22 protein-coding genes, 1 tRNA gene and 1 pseudogene are annotated in these 22,631 nt (G+C 72.3%); 11 read left to right on the top strand and 13 right to left on the bottom strand.

The window, feature by feature from the left end:
* The first annotated feature begins 76 nt into the window (after nt 1-76).
* The 5 genes from OG559_RS14220 to OG559_RS14200 all read left to right on the top strand — a co-directional run bounded on the left by OG559_RS14220 (nt 77) and on the right by OG559_RS14200 (nt 4,779).
* Nucleotides 77-559, top strand: coding sequence for an MSMEG_6728 family protein (locus OG559_RS14220; RefSeq protein WP_405115872.1), 483 nt, complete (start codon nt 77-79; stop codon nt 557-559).
* 70 nt (nt 560-629) lie between these two features.
* Nucleotides 630-2,171: an FAD-dependent oxidoreductase gene (locus OG559_RS14215; protein ID WP_405115870.1), complete on the top strand. Its 1,542-nt coding sequence runs from the start codon at nt 630-632 to the stop codon at nt 2,169-2,171.
* A gap of 77 nt (nt 2,172-2,248) precedes the next feature.
* Entirely contained in the window at nt 2,249-3,448 is a 1,200-nt protein-coding gene (locus tag OG559_RS14210) for a hypothetical protein (RefSeq protein WP_405115868.1), read from the top strand.
* A gap of 222 nt (nt 3,449-3,670) precedes the next feature.
* On the top strand, nt 3,671-4,114 hold the full coding sequence (locus OG559_RS14205; protein WP_396670534.1) for an HNH endonuclease: 444 nt from the start codon (nt 3,671-3,673) through the stop codon (nt 4,112-4,114).
* A 179-nt stretch (nt 4,115-4,293) separates the two neighbouring features.
* Nucleotides 4,294-4,779, top strand: a complete 486-nt coding sequence (locus OG559_RS14200) for a hypothetical protein (protein WP_405115866.1) — start codon at nt 4,294-4,296, stop codon at nt 4,777-4,779.
* 743 nt (nt 4,780-5,522) lie between these two features.
* On the opposite strand, the gene OG559_RS14195 is transcribed toward OG559_RS14200, so the two are convergent.
* Nucleotides 5,523-6,296, bottom strand: a complete 774-nt coding sequence (locus OG559_RS14195; RefSeq protein WP_405116651.1) for an enoyl-CoA hydratase/isomerase family protein — start codon at nt 6,294-6,296, stop codon at nt 5,523-5,525.
* Nucleotides 6,297-6,424: 128 nt separating this feature from the next.
* Complete coding sequence (locus OG559_RS14190) at nt 6,425-8,803, bottom strand: M4 family metallopeptidase (RefSeq protein WP_405115864.1); 2,379 nt, start codon at nt 8,801-8,803, stop codon at nt 6,425-6,427.
* 167 nt (nt 8,804-8,970) lie between these two features.
* On the opposite strand from OG559_RS14190, the gene OG559_RS14185 reads away from it, so the two are divergent.
* The gene (locus OG559_RS14185) at nt 8,971-9,522 is read left to right on the top strand and encodes a hypothetical protein (RefSeq protein WP_405115862.1); all 552 of its coding nucleotides are present in this window, start codon (nt 8,971-8,973) and stop codon (nt 9,520-9,522) included.
* A 54-nt stretch (nt 9,523-9,576) separates the two neighbouring features.
* Here OG559_RS14185 and OG559_RS14180 read toward each other — a convergent pair whose 3' ends face one another.
* From OG559_RS14180 to OG559_RS14165, 4 genes are all read right to left on the bottom strand, one after another.
* Entirely contained in the window at nt 9,577-10,200 is a 624-nt protein-coding gene (locus tag OG559_RS14180) for a histidine phosphatase family protein (protein ID WP_405115860.1), read from the bottom strand.
* 63 nt (nt 10,201-10,263) lie between these two features.
* Nucleotides 10,264-10,683, bottom strand: a complete 420-nt coding sequence (locus tag OG559_RS14175; RefSeq protein ID WP_396670538.1) for a VOC family protein — start codon at nt 10,681-10,683, stop codon at nt 10,264-10,266.
* 35 nt (nt 10,684-10,718) lie between these two features.
* On the bottom strand, nt 10,719-11,117 hold the full coding sequence (locus OG559_RS14170) for a helix-turn-helix domain-containing protein (RefSeq protein WP_396670539.1): 399 nt from the start codon (nt 11,115-11,117) through the stop codon (nt 10,719-10,721).
* A gap of 162 nt (nt 11,118-11,279) precedes the next feature.
* A tRNA-Thr gene (locus tag OG559_RS14165) sits at nt 11,280-11,356 on the bottom strand.
* 364 nt (nt 11,357-11,720) lie between these two features.
* On the opposite strand from OG559_RS14165, the gene OG559_RS14160 reads away from it, so the two are divergent.
* Together OG559_RS14160 and OG559_RS14155 are read left to right on the top strand one after the other, a co-directional pair.
* Nucleotides 11,721-12,812 (top strand): ABC transporter ATP-binding protein, encoded by a 1,092-nt coding sequence (locus OG559_RS14160; RefSeq protein WP_405115858.1) that lies wholly within the window; start codon nt 11,721-11,723, stop codon nt 12,810-12,812.
* A 139-nt stretch (nt 12,813-12,951) separates the two neighbouring features.
* Nucleotides 12,952-13,548 (top strand): hypothetical protein, encoded by a 597-nt coding sequence (locus OG559_RS14155; protein WP_405115856.1) that lies wholly within the window; start codon nt 12,952-12,954, stop codon nt 13,546-13,548.
* Between the two features lie 64 nt (nt 13,549-13,612).
* Here the strand turns inward: OG559_RS14155 and rlmB are convergent, their stop codons facing one another.
* Nucleotides 13,613-14,746 carry a 23S rRNA (guanosine(2251)-2'-O)-methyltransferase RlmB gene (rlmB, locus tag OG559_RS14150; protein WP_405115854.1) on the bottom strand — a complete coding sequence of 378 codons (1,134 nt, stop codon included), beginning with the start codon at nt 14,744-14,746 and terminating at the stop codon, nt 13,613-13,615.
* Nucleotides 14,746-16,161, bottom strand: coding sequence for a cysteine--tRNA ligase (gene cysS, locus OG559_RS14145; RefSeq protein WP_405115852.1), 1,416 nt, complete (start codon nt 16,159-16,161; stop codon nt 14,746-14,748). Before cysS ends, rlmB begins: the two co-directional genes overlap by 1 nt.
* A 62-nt stretch (nt 16,162-16,223) precedes the next feature.
* Here cysS and OG559_RS14140 point away from each other — a divergent pair, with 62 nt between their 5' ends.
* A complete protein-coding gene (locus tag OG559_RS14140; RefSeq protein ID WP_405115850.1) occupies nt 16,224-16,913 on the top strand; it encodes an IclR family transcriptional regulator in 690 nt (229 codons plus the stop codon).
* Between the two features lie 156 nt (nt 16,914-17,069).
* Nucleotides 17,070-18,299, top strand: coding sequence for an endonuclease domain-containing protein (locus tag OG559_RS14135; protein ID WP_405115848.1), 1,230 nt, complete (start codon nt 17,070-17,072; stop codon nt 18,297-18,299).
* Between the two features lie 64 nt (nt 18,300-18,363).
* Here the strand turns inward: OG559_RS14135 and OG559_RS14130 are convergent, their stop codons facing one another.
* The 3 genes and pseudogenes from OG559_RS14130 to OG559_RS14120 all read right to left on the bottom strand — a co-directional run bounded on the left by OG559_RS14130 (nt 18,364) and on the right by OG559_RS14120 (nt 21,331).
* A complete protein-coding gene (locus OG559_RS14130) occupies nt 18,364-20,046 on the bottom strand; it encodes a S8 family serine peptidase (protein ID WP_405115846.1) in 1,683 nt (560 codons plus the stop codon).
* Between the two features lie 172 nt (nt 20,047-20,218).
* Nucleotides 20,219-20,317, bottom strand: a pseudogene (locus OG559_RS14125) (HAD family hydrolase); the annotation flags it as partial.
* A gap of 39 nt (nt 20,318-20,356) precedes the next feature.
* The gene (locus OG559_RS14120; protein ID WP_405115844.1) at nt 20,357-21,331 is read right to left on the bottom strand and encodes an EamA family transporter; all 975 of its coding nucleotides are present in this window, start codon (nt 21,329-21,331) and stop codon (nt 20,357-20,359) included.
* 75 nt (nt 21,332-21,406) lie between these two features.
* Here OG559_RS14120 and OG559_RS14115 point away from each other — a divergent pair, with 75 nt between their 5' ends.
* On the top strand, nt 21,407-21,952 hold the full coding sequence (locus tag OG559_RS14115) for a CGNR zinc finger domain-containing protein (protein ID WP_405115842.1): 546 nt from the start codon (nt 21,407-21,409) through the stop codon (nt 21,950-21,952).
* Nucleotides 21,953-22,041: 89 nt separating this feature from the next.
* Here OG559_RS14115 and OG559_RS14110 read toward each other — a convergent pair whose 3' ends face one another.
* Both OG559_RS14110 and OG559_RS14105 read right to left on the bottom strand, forming a co-directional pair.
* The gene (locus OG559_RS14110) at nt 22,042-22,443 is read right to left on the bottom strand and encodes a pyridoxamine 5'-phosphate oxidase family protein (protein ID WP_405115840.1); all 402 of its coding nucleotides are present in this window, start codon (nt 22,441-22,443) and stop codon (nt 22,042-22,044) included.
* The gene (locus OG559_RS14105; protein ID WP_405115838.1) at nt 22,440-22,592 is read right to left on the bottom strand and encodes a DUF397 domain-containing protein; all 153 of its coding nucleotides are present in this window, start codon (nt 22,590-22,592) and stop codon (nt 22,440-22,442) included. The genes OG559_RS14110 and OG559_RS14105 overlap by 4 nt, the downstream gene beginning before the upstream one ends.
* Nucleotides 22,593-22,631 lie beyond the last annotated feature (39 nt).

The following is a 22,631-nucleotide window of genomic DNA, read 5'->3' as shown; positions in this document are numbered from 1 at the left end:
GTCAGCCGACGGGCAACCGCGCAGCCCCACACGATCATGAACGAATGTCGCGGCCCGGTACGGGTAGAGCAGCGGCATGCAGACGTTCCTGCCGTACCCGGACTTCCTGGCCAGCGCCCGGACGCTGGACCAGAGGCGGCTGGGCAAGCAGCGGGTGGAGGCCATCCAGGTGCTGCGCGGGTTGACCTGGCCGGGGTACGGCTGGCGCAACCACCCGGCGGTCAAGATGTGGGCCGGGTACGAGGAGGCGCTGGTCCGCTACGGCCTGGACGTCTGCGCGGTGTGGTGCGAGCCGGGCCGGGCCGACACCTGCGCGGCGACGCTGGCCACCGACCTCGCCGCCGCCTGCGGCGTCGCCACCGTGCGCACCCAGGAGGTGCTGGCGCGGGCCGGTGAGCTGCCGCCGTGGCTGGGCCGCGACGACCTGCACCGCAGCCACCGCTCCTCGCTGCTGGGCAAGGACCCGGAGCACTACCGTCCGTTCTTCGACGACGTCGGGCCCGGCCTGGAGTACGTCTGGCCCGCCTCCGACCGCGAGCCGCACTGCCGCCCGTCGTGAGCGGAAGCCCGCGCCGGCCGCCCCGCGTCGGAAGCGGCCCCTCCCCCGCCCCTCGGGCAGACTGAGTCGCATGGCGCTGTCGCGGCTGGTGGGCCGGCTCTTCGGCGTACGGGAACACATGGTGGACCCGGGCGGCGGTGCCGCCCCGCGCGTGTCGCGCCCGGTCGAGGCCGTGGTGGTCGGCGGCGGGATCGCCGGCATGTCGGCGGCGGTGGTGCTCGCCGAGCGCGGGGTGCGGGTGACCGTGCTGGAGGCCGCGCCGACCCTCGGCGGCCGGTTGGGCGCGTGGCCGGAGCCGCTGGCCGACGGCACCCAGGTGAACGAGCACGGCTTCCACGCGTTCTTCCGGCAGTACTACAACTGGCGGTCGATCCTGCGCCGGATCGACCCGGGGCTGGCGTTCCTCAGGCCGGTTCCCGGGTACCCGGTCCTGAGCGCCGAGTGGCCGACGGAGGAGTTCGGCAAGCTGCCGCCGGCCCCGCCGGCGAACCTGCTCGCCCTGCTGCTGCGCAGCCCGAGCCTGCGCCTGGCCGACCTGCGCGGGATGGACCGGGACGCCGCGCTGCCGCTGCTCACCTACGACCCGGTGCGCACGTACGCCGAGTTCGATGGCGCCACCGCCGACGAACTGCTCACCTCGCTGCGGCTGCCGGACCGGGCCCGGGCGATGCTGTTCGAGGTCTTCTCCCACTCGTTCTTCAACCACGAGGCGGAGATGTCGGCCGCCGAGATGATCGCCCAGTTCCACTTCTACCTGCTCGGCAACCCGGAGGGATTGACCTTCGACTGCCCGGACGCGGACTACGCCACCGCGATCTGGCAGCCGCTGAGCCGGCACGTGGAGAAGCACGGCGGACGGGTGGTCACCGGGGCCGCCGCGACCCGGCTGGACCGGGGCCCGGACGGTTGGCGGGTGACCACCGCCGACGGCACGGCGTACCGGGCCGGGCACGTGGTGCTGGCCGTCGACCCACCGGCGCTGGCCCTGCTGGTGGGTGCCTCGCCGGTGCTCGCCGGTGCCGCCCCGGAGCTGGTGTCGGCCATGCCCTCGTTCGGCGCCCCCGGCCCGCCGTACGCGGTGGCGCGGTACTGGTGCGACGGGGACGTCGACGGGGGGCGGGCGGTGTTCAGCGGGGTGTCCCGGCAGCCCACGCTGGACTCGGTGACCCTGTACCACCGGCTGGAGGACGAGTCGCGCCGCTGGGCGGAGCGCACCGGCGGCTCGGTGGTGGAGCTGCACGCGTACGCCTGCGACGAGGGGGTGCCGGCCGAGGAGCTGGCCGAGCGGATGCGGGTCGAGCTGGTCGCGCTCTGGCCGGAGGCGGCCCGGCTGCGGGTGCGCGAGCTGCGGGCCCGGGTGGAGGCGCGGGCCCCGGCGTTCGCCCCGGGCGGTCACCCGTGGCGGCCGGGGGTGCACACCGGCGCCGACGGGCTCTACCTGGCCGGCGACGGCGTCCGGACCGACTTCCCGAGCGCGCTGATGGAGCGGTCGGCGGCGACCGGGATCATCGCGGCGAACCACATCCTGCGGGCTGAGGGGGCGGCGGCCGAGCCCGTCCGCTCGGTCCGCCCGCGTGGCCTGCTCGCGCGGCCATGGCCGCAAAAGCCCTGATTCACCACAAACTGCCGCAAATCTGATCTATCCTCGGCTGACATCCACCGGCGTCGCCGGCACGGGAGGTCGAGAGGGTGTCCACGGTGCACCGGCGCGACGCGGCCGGCGGGCCGCCCGGCGACGAGGCGGGCGGCGGCCGGTACGACGACGCGTACGGGCTGCTGCGCGACGAGCGGGCCTGCATCGTGACGGCGCTGCGGCTGGGCTGGTGGTTGGCGGACGCGTACCACCACGCGCGGACGGCCGACCTGTCGACGGACGAGCGGCCGGCGCAGCCGCCGACGAAACTGACCAACTTCACCGAGATGTCCGGCCGGCGGCGGCTGGGGATGTACCTGGACGGGATCGACGTGGCGCTCGCCCAGATCGCCGGGCTGACCCGCGGCGGCACCGCCGCGCCGCCCACGGGCGCCCCGGGCGGCGGTGTCCCGTCCACCGGGGACACCCGGGCCGCCCTGCCGGCCGGGGCCGGGACGCTGCTGCTGGCCCTCGACGACCTCAACGTGGACGTGCTGCGCTGGGCGATGGCGACCAACCACCGGGTCGGGCTTGCCTACCGGCTCGGCAGGTCGCTGGCCGACACCGTCCGGCGCGGCGACGCCGACCAGGTGCCGTGGCGCTTCGCCGGCCGGCAGGTCGAGATCAGCCGCTGGCTCGACGAGCTGGCCAGCGTGCTGCCGCCGTACTCGGCCGCGGTGGTGCGCCGATCGCTGCGGGCATGGGCCGACGCGGTCACCCGGGCCGGGGTCGGCGACCCGGCCGAGGCCGGCCTCGGCGAGCTGGCCCGTGAGCTGCGCAACCAGGGCGACCTGTGGCGCAGCGTGCTGACCGGCGGGCTGCAACCCCGGGACCTGCTCGACGAGGAGGACTACGCGGTCGTCGCGCGAAACGTCATCATCCGGGACCGGAAGCTGGTGGCGCGGGCGGCCCGGGGCATCTTCTGGCCGGTACTGGCCCCGCTGCTGGTGGTGCTCCTCGCCGTGGTCGGGGTGAGCGCCGCCGCCGCGGCCGGCTCCCCCGCCACCCGGGCCGCCGTCGCCCTGGTCGGCCTGGGCGCCGGGCTGACCGCGGTCTGGCGGACGGTGTCCGGGCCGGCCCTCGCGGTGGCCGGGGAGGTGAACCGGCCGCTGCTGGAGGGCGAGCTGACCGTCCGAATGGCCGACCGGGTGACCCGGCCGCTGGCCACCGCCCGGTCCCGCCGCCGGCGCGGGCCCGGCGAGGTCGCGGGCGGATCGAAATACGTTGCCGGCCTCGCCCCCGCCGACCTACCGTGATCGCGCAAGGTCAACCAGCCCGGCGGGAGCAAGTCATGCCGTTGTCGCACTTCAGCACGGTGTCGACAATGCTGCCCGTCGATGGTTGTCGCAGTGAGGCCCCCCGGGACGGGTGGCCCGGCTGACGCGTGCCCGCACGCGTCGAGCCGCCCCGTCCCCCGCTGGACCGGACGGCTCCTCGCCGACCGGCCCACCCACCGTCGATCCTGGAGGGAGTGCCCGGTGGACGCCGTTCTCGTCATCAACGCCGACCTCGGCCCGCTGCACCGGGTCACCGTGCAACACGCGATCCGGATGCTCTGCCGGCGGGTCGCCGAGATCCACGAGGCCGAGCCGGACCGCGTGATCGGGGTCTTCCCGGTCCCCCGGGTGGTCCGCCTCGTCCGGTACGTGGTGACCCGCTGGCGGTTCAGTGCCGGCCCGGCCTGGTCCCGGGCGGGCGTGCTGCGCCGCGACGGCCACTGCTGCGCCTACTGCGGCGGGCCGGCCGGCACCGTCGACCATGTGCTGCCCCGCTCGCGCGGCGGCCGGAACACCTGGCGGAACACCACCGCCGCCTGCTACGGCTGCAACCAGCGCAAGGGCGACCGGACGCCGGCCGAGGCGGGCATGCCGCTGCGGCACGAGCCGGTCGTGCCGAGCTGGGCGGCGCTCGCCGGGCGGTGACGGACCGGCCGGCGGGAACGGGGGGCCGCGTCAGGGGTACGCCCCGGCGCGGCACCCGCCGGCCCAGACAAGCCAAACCGGACGCAACGCCGGTTCGGCGGAAACTATAGGCTCGTTCAGGGGCAGCAGTGTCAGTCCCATATCGCTAAGGTCATGCCTGCCACGCAGGATCGCAGCGAGTGGAGGGCCTTGCGTTGCAGGAGAGCGACGAGATGTACGAAGAACTGATCAGAATGATCGAGCAACGCGCAGCACCCCTAGCTGCTCAGATACGCGAAGAGGTCGCCCGCGGCCGACTCGTACAAGGATCAAAGCTACCCGAAGGCGAACGTCATGTACGGCAGTCCCGCCTCATGGAAGCCAATTTGGGCCGAATCAGCAAAGACGATATGGCCGTACTTCCATACAGCGGCGACGAGAGGCTGGCTCTGCTCTGCCAGACATTGATCACCCTCGCCGAAAGCATGAGGGGAACACGTAGGACCCTACTTGACCTCACCACCAAGCACGGCCTTCCAAACGCCACACTGCAGTTCACTGAACCGGATGAGACAGAAATTCTAGAGTTCGACCTGAATCACGAGGTTGTCGTGGCGAATCAAGCCTGGGAACAGGTGATAGCCGCACTCGCCCCAATCCAGGAGGAGGTTGGGGTATGGCCCTGACAAGGCGGGATTTACTTGGCGCAGTCGAAACGGCCATCGGAGCTCTCGCACCGGCGTACCGGGGCACCGCAGGAGAGTCTGACCTCTACGAGGCCGCTCTCCTTGCTCTTGCAGTACAAGCAGTCAACGCTGCCGACGGTACGTGCACCATCACCAAGGACGGCCGCTCCGACGCAACTCAACTGACATTTCGCCGAGCGCCCGGAAACCTCTGGCTGGGTGAATTCACATACGTTCTGGCCCGCTTCCCTAAAACCTCCCGAATGCTTGAGATCCACCTGGGTGTTTTCGTAGTCGGTTCATCAAAGGTGCCTCACGAGTGCGATGTTGCCATCCTGGATCACGAAGAAGCCGAGCGTAGCCGCCAAGGGTTGGTTCATCCCCGCCGCTCCAAACTGGTGGCTTCCATAGAAGCAAAGAATTATGCCGCTTCTCCGGGGATCGGGATCGGGAGATCATTCATCGGCTTGTCAGCCGAACTGGGTCAGCCGAAGTGCACGCTTGCTTTCCCCGCTCGACGGTCATCCAGCATCGCTGCCCTGCTAGCTGCCCGGCCCAGCGAGTGCTTCGACGAACTCATCCCTGGCGGCCCTGCGGCACGGCGACTCTGCTCACACCTCGACCAGAAGGTCCGGAACTGGATCGCTCGCGGTTGAGGATAACAATCGATGGTCCGTCACGATCCTTGACGCTGCCTGCAAGACCAGCTGATCAGCTTCCCAGTAGGAGGTCACGCTCCCGGGTCAGCCGGCGGAGGGCGGGGCCCAGCCGAACCGGGGCGGCCGGCGCTCGTTGGCCGCAGCCACCCCCTCGCGGGCCTCCCCGCTCGCCCGGACCTGCCCGTGCCACCAGGCGATCCGGTCCTCGTCGGCCCGCTCGTCGACGATCTCCTTGGCGGCGGCGACGGTGAGCCGCGAGCGTTCGGCGATCGCGGCGGTGACCACACCCACCCGGGCGGCGAGCCCGTCGGGCGGCAGCACCTCGTCGACCAGCCCGATCCGCAGGGCCCGCTCGGCGTCGATCAACTCGGCGGTGAAGAGCAGGTGCTTCGCGGCGGACGGGCCGACCAGCCGGACCAGCCGCCGGGTGGTGGGCGCGGGGTAGACCAGGCCCAGCCGGGCCGGCGGCACGCCGAACCGGGCGTCGGCGGCGGCGAGGCGCAGGTCGCAGGCGACCGCGAGCTGGCAGCCGCCCCCGACGCAGGCGCCGGAGATCGCGGCCACGGTCGGCCGGGCGAAGGCGGCGAGCCGTTCCTCGGCGGCCACGGCGATGCTGGCGTCCCCGGCGTCCAGCAGCTCGTCGAGGTCGCCCAGGTCGGCCCCGGCGCAGAAGGTGCCGGCCGCGCCGGTGAGCACCAGCGCGCGGACCCGTTCGTCCGCCTCCAGCCGGTCCAGCAGCACCGGCAGTTGCCGCCACATCGCCGCGGTCATCGCGTTGCGCCGCCCCGGACTGGAGATCACGATCGTGGCCACCGGTCCGGCCGTCCCGACGGTCAGCTCCGCGTCCGACACCCCCACCAACTCCCTCGCCTCGCCGGCCCCGGTCCGCGGCGCGAGCTCACCGGGCCGGTGCGTCGACCATAACGAGGCGGGCCCGACGACCACCCGTGTGGGGTGGCCGCCGGGCCCGCCGGGGTACGGCTACGTCAGGCGACGTTGACCGCGGTGTCGTCGACGACGAAGGAGGTCTGGAGCGAGAAGTCCTCCGTGCCGGTGAACTTCAGGGTGACGGTCTGGCCGGCGTACGAGGCCAGCGAGAACGACTTCTGGCTGTACCCGGTGGCCTTGTTCAGGTTCGAGTAGGTGGCCAGGGTCGCCAGCACCGTCCCGGACGAGTTGAGCACCTGCACCGAGAGCTTGTCGTACTGGGTGCTGGTGGTGGTCTCGGCCGAGTCGATGTGCAGCCAGAAGCTGTAGTTGTACGAGCTGCAACCCGCCGGCAGGCTCACCGACTGGGAGAGCGTCTCGGTGTTGGTGGTGCCGCGCCCGTTCAGCCAGGCGCTGTAGGTGCCGGTGCGAGCCGGCTGGCTGGTGCCGTGCTGGGCGATGACGCCGGAGCTGGCCGTCCACACCGTGTTGCCGGACTCGAAGCCGGGGTTGCCGAGCTTCTGGCCCGCGCCGGTGCAGCCGCCGGTGCCGGTGACGGTCAGCGTGTAGGTGGCGCTGTGGGGCACCGTGCCGGTGCCGGTGACCGTGACGTTGTACGTGCCGGCCGGGGTGCCGGACGTGGTGGCGATGGTGAGGGTCGACGAGGCGCCCGAGGTCACCGAGGCCGGGTTGAACGACGCGGTCGCGCCGCTCGGCAGGCCGGACGCGGAGAACGTCACGGTCTGCGCGGTGCCGCTGGTGGTGGCGGTGGCCACGGTGGTGGCGACGGAGCCGCCCGGGGCGACCGAGCCGGAGGTCGGCGACAGCGTGACGGAGAAGTCGTTACCGGTCGACGAGCAGGGCGCGTCGTTGCCGGCCACGTTCACCGCGGTCCACGACGCCTGGACGGCCTTGTACTCCGTGGAGCAGTTGCCGTACAGGTCGGTCGCCGCCTTGAGGGTGTAAGCGCGGGAGGTGTTCGCCGGGGTGGTGGTGTTGACGTACGACGTGTTGGAGGTGAAGTACACGTCGAGCGCCCGGAACCAGATCTTCTCGGCCTTGGCCCGGCCGATGCCGGTCACCGCCGGGGCGGAGCCGCAGACCGGCGAGGTGCCGTACGCGGTGGCGCCGGTGCCCTCGGCGAGGTTGAAGTAGAAGTGGTTGCCCACGCCGGAGGAGTAGTGCACGTCCTTGTTCTTCGTGCTGGTCGACCAGCACGAGTCGGAGGAGCCGTCCAGCGTCGGGTTGTACATGTACCGCAGCGGGGTGTTGTTCCCGTTGATGTTGATCTTCTCGCCGACCTGGTAGTCACCCGGGTCGCTCGGCGCGTTGGCGTAGAACTCGACCATGTTGCCGAAGATGTCGCTGGTGGACTCGTTGAGGCCACCGGACTCGCCGGAGTACACCAGGCCCGCGACGGCCTCGGTGACGCCGTGGCTCATCTCGTGGCCGGCCACGTCGAGGGAGACCAGCGGGCGGGAGTTGCCGGAGCCGTCGCCGTACGTCATCTGCGCGCCGTCCCAGAACGCGTTGACGTAGGCGTTGCCGTAGTGCACCCGGCTCGGCACGCCGGCGCCGTTGCCGAAGATCCCGTTACGGCCGTGCACGTTCTTGAAGTAGTCGAACGTCATCGCGGCGCCGAAGTGGGCGTCCACGCCGGCGGACTGCCGGTTCGTGTTGGCGCCGGTGCCCCAGACGTTGTCGGCGTCGGTGAACGTGGTGCAGGTCGACGTGCCGTTGTTCATGTCGCAGGTACGGCCGTTGCCGCGCACCGGGTCGATCATCTGGTACGTGCTGCCGGAGAGCGTGGTGTCGACGCTGACCGCGCCGGTGTAGATGCCCGTGCCGGTGCCGGTGACCGTCACGATCTCGTCGTACGAGCCGATCACCTTGCCGGTGACCGCGTCGGTGATGACGTGCAGCTTCGAGGGGGTCTGCTTGTCGGCCTTCCAGCCGGAGGCGACGGTCTCCCAGGCGAGCCGGCCCTTGCCGGAGCTGGCGTCGACGAACAGCTCCGGGGCGCCCACGGCGGTGAGCGAGCCCGAGAACTCCTTGCGCGCGGCCTCCTTGGCCTTGGCCGAGGTGACCTTCGGGCTGGCGGCGAGGGTCAGCGGGGCCGCGAGGCCCACCGAGGCCCCGGCGTACTCGCCGTTCGCCTTGGCGTGGATGACGAAGTCACCACCGTAGACCCGCAGGCCCTGGTAGGTCCGGGAGTAGCGGGTGTGCGAAGCGCCGTCGGCGTCCACCTTGGTCCGAATTGCCTGGTACGCCTCTCCGCTGACACCCTGGACGGCGCCGGGGTTGCTGCGGAGGACCGAGTCGGCACGGGCTGCCGACGAATCCGGGGTGGGGGCTGCCGCTTGCGCCGTGGTGGCGACGCAGGTGAGCAGGCCGCCGGTAAGCAACGCTGCGCTAGCGGCGGCGAGGGTTTTCTTCACGTGCCCTCCTGGCAAGGAATGTGTGACGGGGGTAGTCACGCATGTAGATATAGTGATCTCTCGACGAAAGGGGAAGAGGGCAACCACTTCCGGACTCCAACACTGACCGAACGGATGAGGAGGACAAGGTGACGGAACCGGGCGGAGTCCGGACACGTCCGACGGGCATGAGATCGACCCCCCTCCGCATCGCCATGATCGCCGCGCTGCTGACTGGGGCGAGCGGATGCGCGGCCGGCGATCCCGGCACCCCCGCGCCGCCGCCGTCCGCCACCGTCTCGCCGCCCGCCGCGACCGCCTCCCCCGAGACGACCGCCGCGCCGGGCACCACTGCCGGAACCCCCGGCGCCAGCGTCCCGGCCGAGGCGTCCCCGGCCCCGGCCGCCCGGGTGGTCGTCCGACGATCGGGCGGCTTCGCCGGGGGGAGCGACACGGTCACCGTCGAACCGGACGGCCGATGGACGGCGGTCGACCGCGCCGGCACCCGGCGCACCGGCCGGCTCACGGCCGCGGATCTCGACCGGCTGCGGCGGCTCGCCGCCGAGCCCCGGCTCACCGAGGGTGGCACCGCCGACGCCGCCGGCCGCTGCTCCGACGCCTACGAATACCGGCTCACCGTCGGCACCGCCACGATCGACTGGACCGACTGCCCGGTCGCGGGCACGCCGCCGCAGGCCGCGTCGGCGCTGGCCGCGCTCGTGCTCACCGCCGTCGGCTGAGCCGCCGCCGGGCCGGAGGAGCGCTTCGTCGAGGCGGGCTCCACCCGGCGGGCGTCAGAACCGGTAGTCCGGGGGCAGCCCGGTGCCGCGCAGCTCGGGCGGCAGGTGGGCCACGTCGTTGACGGCGATCAGATTCGGCGGACCGCCGTCGGAGTAGCGGATCACGGTCAGCCCCGCGTTGTGGTGGCTCAGCCCCAGCCAACGCCCGGGTGGGGCGTCCAGCGCGTGCCGGACCAGCCAGGCGATCAGGAACGTGTGGGTGACCACCAGCACCCGGTCGTCTCCGTCGGCCGGCGGGGCGGCGAAGCGCGTGACGGCCGCCGCCGTCAGCCGCGGCCCGTCGACCCGCTCGCTCGCGGAGAACCCCGCCAGGAGCCTCGCGTACGCCGAGGGCAGGCCGGCCGGGTCGGTGTCGTGCGGCAGGTGATCGCCGGCCAGCTCGGTGGCGTACACCGGGACCCCGGGCAGCGACCGGGCGACCAGGCCGGCGGTCTCCGCGGCCCGGGGCAGCGGCCCGTGGTGGACGGCGGCGAAGGGCACCCCGGCCAGCCGCTCGCCGAGCAGGGCCGCCTGCCGCCGGCCCCGGGCGGAGAGCCCCACCTCCGGCGGGTCGTCCGTAGTGCCGGCGGGCCGGTCCTGCTCGCCGTGCCGGGCCAGGAACAGCAGGCGGCTCGCCATCGTCACCTCGTACGGGTCGGGAGGCGCGATGCTAACCCGCGCCTCCCGCCCCACCCGCCCCGCTCAGCCGCGCGGGAACATCTGACCGATACGGATCTTGTTGCCGAACGGGTCCCGGACGCCGAAGTCGATGCCGTACGGGCGCTCGGTCGGCTCGTCGGTGATCTCCACGCCCTTGGCAACCAGGTCTTCGTACGTCTTGTGCGCGTCGTCGGTGGTCATGAAGAGGTAACCGCCCAGCGCCCCCTTGGTGAGCAGCTCGCGGACCTGCTCTGCCGTGGCCGGGTCCAGGGCCGGCGAGCCGGGCGTCTCCAGCAGGATCTCCCGCTCCGGGTCGCCGGGCAGGTTGACCGTCAGCCAGCGCATGAAGCCGAGGTCCTGGTCGGTGTTGACCTCCATGCCGAGCTTGCCGACGTAGAAGTCGAGGGCCTCGTCCTGGTCGAGCACGTAGATCTGGGAGCGGCTGATCGCGTTCATCGTCATGCCGAGAACGCTATTCGACCGCCCCGACCTGCTGCTTATCCAAAACTGCTAGGTCGCATCCAGGCCTTGGCGAAGCACGCGGGCACGTCCGCCGGCACCCTGCGCCGGCGGTAATCCGTCGGCGACTCGCCGACGATCTGGCGAAACGTCCGGCTGAAGGTGCCGAGGCTGTTGAACCCCACCGCGAAGCAGACCTCCGTGACATCCCGGTCGGTCTGGGCGAGCAGGTACATGGCCCGCTCGACCCGACGCCGTTGCAGGTACCGGTGCGGGGTCTCGCCGAAGGTGGCGCGGAAGGTGCGGATGAAGTGCGCCTCGGAGACGTGCGCGATCCGGGCCAGGGCGGGGATGTCGAGCAACTCGGCGTAGGCCCGGTCCATGGCGTCCCGGGCGCGGAGCATGGCCCGGTTGGATTCCTCCACCGCGCGGCTCATCCCACCTCCGCTGAACGTCAACCGGCAGGCGCCGGAGCAGTTCGGCGGCGACCGGACGCTGGTCTTCGGGTCCGCCCGGCCGCCCGCGAGCCCAACTACTGTCAGCGCTGCCGAAACTCCGAGGAGCAATGGCGGCGAGTGCCACCGAACGCCTTGTGAAATTGGAGCCCCCGGCCGGGATCGAACCGGCGACATCTCGCTTACAAGGCGAGTGCTCTGGCCAGCTGAGCTACAGGGGCAGGTCGTGCGTGGTCAGCATAAGCGACAGACCTCGGGACTTGTCCCTCGGCAGGCCCTCCCAGCACGGAAAACGCCGATTTGCCGACCCTGCCGGCTGTCATCCGACGGCGGGCGGGCGGAACCACGCGGAGATTGATGCCTGGCTGTGCCCGACTGCCCGGAATGTGAATGCCGTCCGTCGCATCCGATGGTTCTCGTGTTGGCAGGTTGCGGAAACCCGTTTACGGTGCAGTGACACGGATGACAGTTCCGGCGGCCCCCACCGCCGGAGCGTCGCCCGGATGGCCGGCGCCACAGGGCACCGGTTGCTCCTTCACTCGGATCGTCCGGCACGTTCCTGCCGGTGAGAGGAAGCGCTCCACCATGGCCACGGTCACTTACGCGAAGGCGTCCCGGATCTACGCGGGCACCGAGCGTCCCGCAGTGAATCAGCTCGACCTCGAAATCGGCGACGGCGAGTTCCTCGTCCTCGTCGGCCCCTCCGGTTGTGGCAAGTCCACCAGCCTGCGCATGCTCGCCGGCCTGGAGGATGTCGACGACGGCGCGATCTACATCGACCAGCGCGACGTCACCCACCTCCCGCCGAAGTCCCGCGACATCGCGATGGTCTTCCAGAACTACGCCCTCTACCCGCACATGTCGGTGTACGAGAACATGGCGTTCGCGCTGAAGCTGCGCAAGATCCCCAAGGCCGAGATCGACCGGCGGGTCAAGGAGGCGGCCGGGCTGCTCCAGTTGGAGGAGTTCCTCAGCCGCAAGCCGAAGGCCCTCTCCGGCGGTCAGCGCCAGCGGGTCGCGATGGGCCGGGCGATCGTCCGCGAGCCGCAGGTCTTCCTCATGGACGAGCCGCTGTCGAACCTCGACGCCAAGCTCCGGGTGCAGACCCGTACCCAGATCGCGTCGCTGCAGGCGAAGCTCGGCATCACCATGGTCTACGTCACCCACGACCAGGTCGAGGCCATGACCATGGGCCACCGGGTGGCCGTCATGCTCGACGGCGTCCTTCAGCAGGTGGACACCCCCCGGGCGCTCTACGACACCCCGGCCAACGTGTTCGTCGCCGGCTTCATGGGCTCCCCGGCCATGAACATCAAGACCGTCCCGCTGAACGAGCAGGGCGCAACGTTCGCGGAGCTGGACATTCCGCTGACCCGCGAGCAGGTCGAGGCGGCCCGCGCCGAGGGCGGCGACAGCAAGGTGACCGTGGGCTTCCGCCCGGAGGACTGCGACATGGTGAGCCCGACCGAGGGCGGCATGCCGGTCGTGGTCGAGCTGGTCGAGGACCTCGGCTCGGACGTCAACGTCTATGGCCACGCCGCGATGGAGGGTCACAACGAGCGCTTCGTGGTCCGCACCGACCGACGCACCATGCCGAACATGGGCGACACCGTGTTCGTGAAGCCGCGGACCGGCCGTACCCACGTCTTCAACGCCGCCACCGGCAAGCGGGTCTGACGTACGACGACGATGGGGGTGCCCGCCGATCGGCGGGCACCCCCATCGTCGTCTCCGGGCCGGTATCCGGGTGATCACCGAGGTGCTGGTCCGCCGGCACGGCATAGGTTCGACGCGCCCGCGGAGAATCGAGGACGCCATGCCGACCACGGTCGACCCCCTGTCCCAGGCCCGTCCGTCACGACCTCGCCGGGCGCACCGGGTCATCCGGTCGATGATCCGGAGCCTGCTCTACTGTGCGGCGCTGCTCCCGGTCGCGCTGGTCGCGCTGCCGGCCGGGCTACTCGGTCAGGGGCGGTCGGTGGCGGGGTGGTGGAACGGCCTGCGCACCCGTCTGCTGGGCGCGCCCGGCGCGGAACCGACCCGCCGGCCAGGGCCGGTGGCCGTCGTCAACCACGCCGCGCTGAGCCTGCTGCTGGGTGCCGCCGCGCTGGTGCCGCTCGGGGCCGTCCTGCTCATCGTGGCGCGCGGTGTCCTGTACGGCTTCGTCGAGCCCGGGCCGTTCGACAATGCCTGGGGCGGTCCCACCCTGGCGGGCGCCTGGCTCGCGCACTTTCTGATCGGCATCCCGTTCGCCCTGGCCGGGCTGGCCGCCCTGGCCGGCATCGCCGCCGTTCACCACCGGCTGACGCTGGCCCTGCACGGCGCACGACGGGCCCCCTGGCTCGTTCTGGCCACCGTGGTGGTCGCGCTGTTCGGAACGTTGATCATCTTCGCCTGGAGCCGGCAGCTGTAGGCCCCGGACAGGCGAAAGGGGCGGCCCGCATCTCGGCGGGCCGCCCCTTTCCGTGTCTGCGGGATCAGCCCTCGGCGGCCCGGCGGCGGGACACCTCGGCGAGGGCCACCGCGGCGGCGACGCTGGCGTTGAGCGACTCCACCTCGGAGATCATCGGGATGCTCACGGTCAGGTCGCAGGTCTCGCCGACCAGCCGGGACAGCCCGCGTCCCTCCGAGCCGACCACCACGACCAGCGGCCCGACGGCGGCCTCCAGGTCGTACAGGTCGGTCTCGCCGTCGGCGTCAAGGCCGACGACCATGAAGCCGGCGTCCCGGCAGGCCTTGAGCGACCGGGTCAGGTTGGTGACCTGGGCGACGGGCACCCGCGCCGCCGCGCCGGCGCTGGTCCGCCAGGCGGTCGCGGTGATCCCGGCAGCCCGCCGCTCCGGCACGAAGACACCCTGCGCGCCGAACGCGGCGGCGGACCGGATCACCGCGCCGAGGTTGCGCGGGTCGGTGACGCCGTCCAGCGCCACCAGCAGCGGGGCGGTCTGCTCCAGCGACGCGGCGACCATGTCGTCGAAGGACTCGTACGCGAACGGCGGCACCTGGAGGCCGACGCCCTGGTGCAGCACGCCGCCGGTCATCCGGTCCAGCTCGGCCCGGCTGATCTCAAGGAGTGCGATGCCCCGGTCGGCGGCGGTGCGGATGATCTCGTTGATCCGGTCGTCGCTCTCGATGCCCTGGGCGATGTAGAGCGCGGTGGCCGGCACCTGGGTGCGCAGCGACTCCAGCACCGGGTTCCGCCCGACCAGCAGCTCGGGGCTGTCCTTCGACGGGTTGGACTTGCGGCCCGGCGCGACCCGGGGGCCGGTGCGGCCGGTCGGCTTGCCGCCCCGGCCGGCAGCCCCGGCGCCCCGGCCGACCGGAACGCCCCGACCGCCGCCCCTGCCCCAGGTGGTGTCCTTGGTGCCCGGCTTGCCGATCTTCGGGGCACGCCCCTCCTCGGACGCCGCCCGGAGCTCCTTGTCCTGCTTCCAGGCGGTGCGCTGCGGCAGCTTCTCGGTGCCCGAGTACCCCTTGTGCCAGGGGCGCTCGTCGGCGGGCAGGGTCCTGCCCCGGCCCGCGAGGGAGTCCTTGTTCTTGCCTCCGGAGCCCTTCGGGGCGCCTGCCTTCGACGTCAGTCGCCGGCCACGGCGCTGCGAGTTGCCGGCCATCAGTCCTGCTCTCCAATAGTCCAACGGGGGCCCTGGGGGGTGTCCTCGATCATCACACCGGCCTGCTTGAGCTGGTCGCGGACGGCGTCCGCGGCAGCCCAGTCCTTGCGGCTGCGGGCCTGCGCGCGCTGCTCCAGGGCCAGCGCGACCAGCGAGTCCATCACGTCGCGCAGGTCATCCACGCGACCGCCGCCCGTCCAGGCCTCGTCCAGGGGGTCGATCCCGAGGATATCCAGCATCGCCCGCACGGAGGCGAGCGCCGTGCGGACGGTCACATCGTCGCCGGAGGTCAGCGCGCTGTTGCCGTCCCGGATCATCTCCTGGAGCACCGCGAACGCGGCCGAGGTGTTCAGGTCGTCGTCCATCGCGGCGACGAAGTCCTCCGGCAGTTTCCCGAACTCACCCGGGCCGACCCGCTCGGCGGCCCGCTGGACGAACCCCTCGATCCGCCGGAAGCCGGTCGCCCACTCGCGCAGCGAGTCCTCGGTGTAGTCGATCAACGAACGGTAGTGCGCGACCGCGTAGTAGTAACGCAGCTCGATCGGGCGCACCCCGAGCGACGCGACGTACGCCAGGTCGAGAGCGTTGCCGGTCGACTTGCCCATCTTCGCGCCGCCGATGCTGAGCAGCCCGTGGTGCACCCAGTAACGGGCGAACGGCAGGCCGGCGGCCTGCGACTGGGCGATCTCGTTCTCGTGGTGCGGAAAGGTCAGGTCGAGCCCGCCGCCGTGGATGTCGAACTCGGTGCCCAGGTAGCGCCAGCACATCGCCGAGCACTCGATGTGCCAGCCGGGCCGCCCACGGCCCCACGGCGAGGGCCAGTACGCGTCGGCCGGCTCGTCGGGCTTCACGCCCTTCCACAGCGCGAAGTCGCGCGGGTCACGCTTGCCCCGCTCCTGGGCGTCGCCGGCGGCCTGCATGGCGTCGGGCGACTGGCCCGAGAGCGCGCCGTAGGCCGGCCAGGAGGCCACGTCGAAGTAGACGTCGCCGGAGCCGTCGGTGGCCGGGTAGGCATGCCCGGTGTCGATCAGCTTCGCGATCAGCTCGTGCATCTCCGGGATGTGCCCGGTGGCCCGCGGCTCGTACGTCGGCGGCAGCACGTTCAGCGCCTGGTACGCGCCGGTCAGCGCCCGCTCGTTGGCGTACGCGATCGACCAGAACGGCCGGCCCTGCTCGACGGCCTTGACCAGGATCTTGTCGTCGATGTCGGTCAGGTTGCGGATGAACCGGACCTCGAACCCCTTTGCCAGCAGCCAGCGGCGCAGCACGTCGTAGTTGACGCCGGAGCGAAGGTGACCGATGTGCGGGGGTGCTTGGAGGGTGAGACCACACAGGTAGACCCCCACCTTGCCGGCTTCCTGCGGGACAAAGTCCCGCACCGATCGGGTGGCGGTGTCATACAGGCGTAGCGTCACCTCACAAGGGTAGCCGTCCACGCATTCCAGGGACGCCCGGTGCCGGGTCGTACGCTGCCCTCGTGGATGAGGCGGCACGGCAGTACGGCACGACGGCGCGACCCGGCGACGGGGCGCGCGGGGGCGAAACGGCCCAGACGCTGGACCGCGGGCTGCGGCTGCTGCACCTGGTCGCCGACGCCCCGGGCGGGCTGACAGTCACCGAGGCGGCGAACCTGCTGGGCATCGGCCGGGCGGCCGTCTACCGGCTGGTCGGCGCGCTGAGCGGGCACGGCATGGTACGGCGGGACGGCGACGGCCGGTTGCGCCTCGGCGCGGGGGTGCTGCACCTGGCCCGCCGGGCCCAGCCGCTGCTCGCCGAGGGCGCGCTGCCAGCCCTGCGCCGGCTCGCCGAGCAGGCCGGCGCGACCGCCCACCTCACCGTGGTCGAGGGCGGCGAGGGGGTCGCGCTGGCGGTGGTGGAGCCGAGCTGGACGTCGTTGCACGTGGCGTACCGGACGGGGACGCGGCACCCGTTGGAGCGGGGGGCGGCCGGTCGGGCCATCCTCGGCGGCCGGTCGGGCTCCGCCGACCCGGTGAGCACCAGCGGCGAGTTGCAGCCCGGCGCGTACGGGGTGGCCGCGCCGGTACTCGGCGTGCCGGGCCTGGAGGCGAGCGTCGGGGTGGTCGCGCTGGCCCCGCTGGACCCGGAGGTGGTCGGCGAGCAGGTGCTCGCGGCGGCCAGCGCCGTCGCCACCGCCCTCGCCCCCTGACGCCGGCCGCCGACCGCCGGGCCCCGACGCGTCGGGAGGAGGCCATTAGCACAGCTGGAGGGCATCCGGCTGGTTGTCCACAGGGGGATCGGTCGACCGGGCGGGGCGTTGTCCACAGGGGTATCCAGGCACGGCGGCTGCCGGGAACCTGGGCGCATGCCCCGACACCCTGATCGCCCGTCCGCCCTCGCCTGGCAGGTCTTCCGCGCCTCCGAGGCGATCCGGCTGGGCCTCGTCACCGCGCACAAGCTACGCAGCTCGGCCTGGGTCAACCTGCGCCGCGACATCTACGCCGACTCCCGCCTCGACCTGGACCACACGCTGGCCTGCCGGGCGGCGTCCCTGCAACTGCCCCCGGGCTCGGCGCTCGCCGGCCCGTCGGCGGCGCTGCTGTACGGGGTCGAGCACGCCGCCGAGTTCTCCGACGAGGTGCACGTGGCCAGCCCCCGCACGGCGGGGCTGCGCAGCCAGCGGGGGCTCCGGGTGCACCTGACCGACCTGCGCCCCTCCACCTCGCCACCGGCCCCCGCAGCGCTACTCACTCCCGTCCCGCTCCGCGCCCCTGCCCCGCTCTCGCCGCACGTTCCGCTGTACGCCCACTCCTCGCTGCCGGCCCACGGCCCGGCCACGATCGGGGCCGCATCATCGCCCGCCCCGGGTGCCATCCGCCCGACGCCGCAGCCACGCGACACCACCCGCGCGACGCCACCACCGCGCGACGCCGCTCGCGCCGGGCCGCGTCTCGGCCGGAACGCCGTGGGCACCGTGGGTGTCGCGGGTGTCGCGGGTGTCGCGGGGTGCCCGGAAGACCCGACCGTCGTCGGGGCGGCGCCGATCGCGGTCGCGGCGGCGGCGTGGGCGCTCCCCCGCACCGATCCGGCGACGGCGGCCTGGGAGACCGCCGTCTGGCTGGAGCCCCTCCGGGCCGTCGGGATCGTCGACAGCCTGCTCCGCAAGGGCCTGACCACCCGGGACGCGCTGACCGCGATCGGGGTCCGCAACGCGGACCGGCCCGGGGGCCGGCGGGCGAGGTGGGTCTTCGGCCTGGCCGATCCCGGGGCGCAGTCACCGCCGGAGTCCGAGTTGCGGGTCCGGCTGGTCCTCGCCGGGCTGCCCCGCCCGGTCGCCCGGCACCCGGTCCAGCTGGCCTCGGGGCTCGTCCTGCATCCGGGCCTTGCCTGGCCGGAGTTCCGCGTCGCGGTCGAGTACGACGGCAACTCGCACGTCGACGCCGAGCAGTTGCACCGCGACCGCCGGCGGCTCAACCAGCTCGTCTGCGCGGGATGGATCGTGCTGCACGCGCCGGGCCGCCGCCTCCGGCACGACTTCCCCGCGCTGACGCGGGAGGTCCATGCCGCCCTGGCCGCCCGGGGTTGGCGGCGTTGATCCCCGGGACGACGAAGGGCCCAGGCGACCGTGGTCGCCCGGGCCCTCCCGGTGGCACCGGTGGTCACCTGCGGGTCTTCACCGCCGCGTACGCGTCGATGATCCCGTGGCCGTAGAAGCCGTTGAACTTCGAGTCACCCGCGCAGTAGGCGTTGAACTCGGCGTCCCGGCCCTCGTTGGTGTACGTCTGCAGGCGCGGCTCCGGGCAGGCACGCTCCGTGGCGGTGCGGTAGAGCTGCCGCTCGACCTTGGCCGGGTCCATGCCCAGGCCGTCCCGGGTCTTCTTGCCGAACTTGCTGACGATCAGCGCGGCGACGCCGCTGACGTGCGGCGACGCCATCGAGGTGCCCTGAAGGTAGGTGTAGTACCCACAGTCGCCGTTGGCCTTGCACTGCTTGAACACCGACTCCTCGAAGCCCTCGACGATGTTGCCGTTCTCGTCGACCGATCCCTCCTCCTGGAGCACGTGCTTCGGGTACGTGGAGAGGATCATGTTGGCGTCGAGGCGGTAGGTGTCCGTGCCGAAGCCGTCGCGGAACCAGCCACCCGGCGCGGCGACCGAGATCTGCTCGGTGCCGTAGTTCGAGTAGTCGGCCTTCTTGCCGGAGGGGCCGACCGCCGACACGCCGATCACGTGCGGGCCCTCCACCGGGAGGTCCCAGCAGGTGGCGTTGTCGATCGGACGGTCGTACGGGTCGGCGCCGTAGTCCGGGCTGGAGGTATCGGTGCGCGGCGCGCCCAGGTCCTCGTGGTTGTTGCCCAGCGAGCCGACCAGGGTGACGCCCTTGCGGTGGGCGAAGTCGAGCGCCCGCTTCATGGCCTCGATGGTCGCCCGCTGCTCGGTCTGCGCCTGCGGCGAGTCGGCCGGGTTCGCGGTGCAGTTGTAGAGCCACGGGTCGACGTAGAAGGACATGTTCACCACGTCGAGGCCGACCTTGCCCGCGTGCACCAGGGCGTTCACGACCGGGTCGAGGAAGAAGAAGCCGGAGTCCTGGCCACCCTTCAGCTCGACCAGGGTGACGTTCGGGGCGACGCCGGAGAGACCGAACCCGTTCGCGGCGGCGCCGACGGTGCCGGCCACGTGGGTGCCGTGGCCACCGTCGTCGGTGCCGACCGGGTCGAGGCAGCTCGCCACCTCGCACTCCCCGTCGATCTCGGGGATGTCCGGGGCGAAGTTGCGCGACAGGGACCAGCTGAAGTTCGGCGCGAGGTCGGGGTTGCTGGCGTCGACACCGGTGTCCAGGATGCCGACGGTGACCCGGCGGTCGCCCGGCTCCACCTTGCGGGCCTCGTCGGCCCGGATCATCTCCAGCCCCCAGAGCTTCTCGTCCAGCGGGTCCATCTTCTTGCCCCGCTTGGCGACCGTGCCCTTGGCCTTGGCCTTGGCCTTCGCCTCGGCCTTGGCGAGGAGGTGCTCCTGCTCGACCCGGTCGAGCTTGGGCCTGCGGCCGATCGCCTTGCGCTCGGCCGCGCCGAGCAGGGCCGCGTTCGCGGTCGCCCGGCTGGCGAAGTCGGTACGGTCGCTGGTGACCTGGAACAGACCGACCTCGTCGGTACGGGAAACCACGGTACCGCCCGCGGCGGTGATGGCGGCGATCGCCGCGTCGGCGGAGACGCCGGCCTCCGCGACGACGGTGAACTCCCGGGTTGCGGTCGGCTCGGCGTTCGCCGTGCCCACCACGCCGGTCACCGTGAGTGCCAACGCCGTTGCGGTTGCGACGGCACCGGCGGTGAAGCGCTTGCTCACCACATCAGATCCTCTCGTTGAGGGACGTGGCAGTCATCCCATAGCACCGATGGGCGTTCCGCCAGCTGGGAGTCCGTATTGCACGGCATTCAGGCTTTCGCCGGCTCGCTGTCATCGCGGCGTCGGCGGGCGCCCCGGCGGGCAAGGAGCTACGCCTCGCTCATCTCGCGGCCCGACGCAGAGCCGGTCGACCGGCCACCAGCCCGCCGTTGACCGCCGGGCGCAGGTCGATCAGCGTCTCGTCGGCGTCGAACACGACATGGGTCAGCATCCGGCCAGCCTCCCACCCACCGGCGCGACCGTGGGGGCGTCAGCCCTCGGTGGCGAGCGCGGGCTCGACGGGACGGCCGCCCGGCCGGTCGTCGACGGGCGACCCGCGCAGCTCGTCGAGGCGGACCAGGGCGACCCCGGCGACGATCAGGGCGCCGCCGAACAGCTGCACGACGGTCGGCAGCTCGCCCAGCACCAGCCAGGCGATGAGCACCGCGAACATCACCTCGGTCAGCCCGACGAACGAGGAGAGCCGGGCCCCGAGGATCCGGGTTCCGGCGATCCCGGCCAGGTACGCGACCACCGCGGCGACCAGCGACAGGCCGGCGATGGGGACCAGCCAGCTGGTGTGTTGCCCCGCGAAGGTCACCTCGCCGAAGGTGGCCCGCAGCGGCAGCACCCCGGCCAGGCCCAGCAGGAGCAGGACCGCCGCGCCGACGGCCATGCCGGCGCTGGCCATCGTCACGGACGGCAGGCCGTCGTCGAGGCGGCCGGCGACCACGAAGTACCCGGCGAGCCCGACCGCCGCGCCCAGCCCCCACAACACGCCGACCGGGTCGAGGCGGCCGGCGCCGGTCAGGTCGAGGACGCCGACGAGGCCGGCCAGCGCGGCGCCCGCCCCGGCCACGGTCAGCCGGCGCGGGCGCTGCCCGTGGACCAGCCACATCCAGCCGACCACGAGGATGATGCCCAGGTACTCCAGCAGCAGCGCCACGCCGACCGGGAGGTAGCGGACGGCGTTGAAGAAGCACGCCTGGGCGAGCGCGACGCCGAGCAGCCCGAAGACGCCCACCGGGGCGAGGTTGCGCCGCAGCACGCCCCACCGGCCGCGCACGGCCAGCACCCCGGGCACCGCGAGGACGGCGGCGGCGATGCCGACCCGGGCGACCACCGCGGCCTCCGCGGACCACCCGGCCTCGATCAGCGACCGGGCGAAGGTGCCCGAGGTGGCGAACGTGACGGCCGACAGCAGCACCAGGCCGAGACCGGTGCCGGCGGCGGGTCGTGGACGCATCGAATTCCCCAGTACGTCATGAGTGAAGTAGCCTTACACTCATGACGCTAGGCGGGTCGCGCGACAGGAGTCAAGTTGCTTTTCGCCCATGACACCGAATACGGGCTGATCGCCACCGCCGCCCTGGTCAACACCACCGGCGACCACGGCGAGGCACTACCCGACGTGGCCGCCCTGGACGCGTTCTTCGCCGCGCACGGCTGGACCGGCCGGCACGAGCACACCGACGCGGAGCTGCGGTCCGTACGGGACCTGCGCCCCCGGCTGCGCCGGATCTGGCACGCCGACACCGGCGGGATCGTCGCCATCGTCAACGGGCTGCTGCGCGAGGCCGGGGCGCTGCCGCAGCTCGTCCGGCACGACGACGAGCCGTACCACCTGCACGCCGTGCCCAGGGACGCACCGCTGGCCACCCGGATGGCGGTCGAGGCCGCGATGGCCCTGGCCGACCTGGTACGCAGCGGCGAGCTGAGCCGACTGCGCGTGTGCGACCACCCGGACTGCGACAACGTGCTGGTCGACCTGTCGAAGAACCGTTCCCGGCGGTACTGCGACGCGAGCTGCGGAAACCGCGCCGCGGTCACCGCCTACCGGGCCCGCAGGGCCGCCACCCGCCCCTGACCCACGTCGCGCCGCTACCTGCCCTCGACGACCGGGGCGTCCCCGTCCACGCCGACCGGCGCAGCCGGCGGGCGACTGGGAAAGCGCGATCAGGAGGAAGTGTCCGTCATCAGCCAACGGGAGACGGCGACGCGAAGCAGGATGTTGTCCCCGGCAGGCCCGGCCGTGGCTGTGACGTCCCAGTCGTACTTGCGGCGAAAACCGTCGACGGCCCACTCCGGGAAGGACGAACGCACGATGGTGACCGCGCCCTCCGCCACCACCGGGTACACGCCGTCCGGCAGCGCCAGCGACACCCGGGGATCAGCAACAATGTTACGGGTCTTCCGGTTCCGCTCCTGCGTGCAGATCCACCACTCGCCGTCCCGGTACAGGAACCAGACCGGCGTGACGTGCGGCGACCCGTCCGGTCGCACCGTGCACAGCCAGACGATCCGTTCCCGCTCGAGCCGCTCCAGGATCTCCGGATCGAGCACTATCTCTCCGATCACTGCGGCATCGCCGCGACAAAGGCCAGCCACGAGGCCGAGCCGACGGTCAACACCGGCCCCGTCGGGTCCTTACTCCGGCCTTGACGCATCCGCGCCCGGCCCAGTTCCGCGACCAGGAAGGCCGCTGCCGTCATCTTTCCATCGGTCATCGACAACCGCCCTCCACGCCGATGGTGGTCCGCTCCGAC

Source organism: Micromonospora sp. NBC_01405 (assembly GCF_045040155.1).
Lineage (GTDB): Bacteria > Actinomycetota > Actinomycetes > Mycobacteriales > Micromonosporaceae > Micromonospora.
This window is presented reverse-complemented; position numbering and strand designations above follow the sequence as displayed.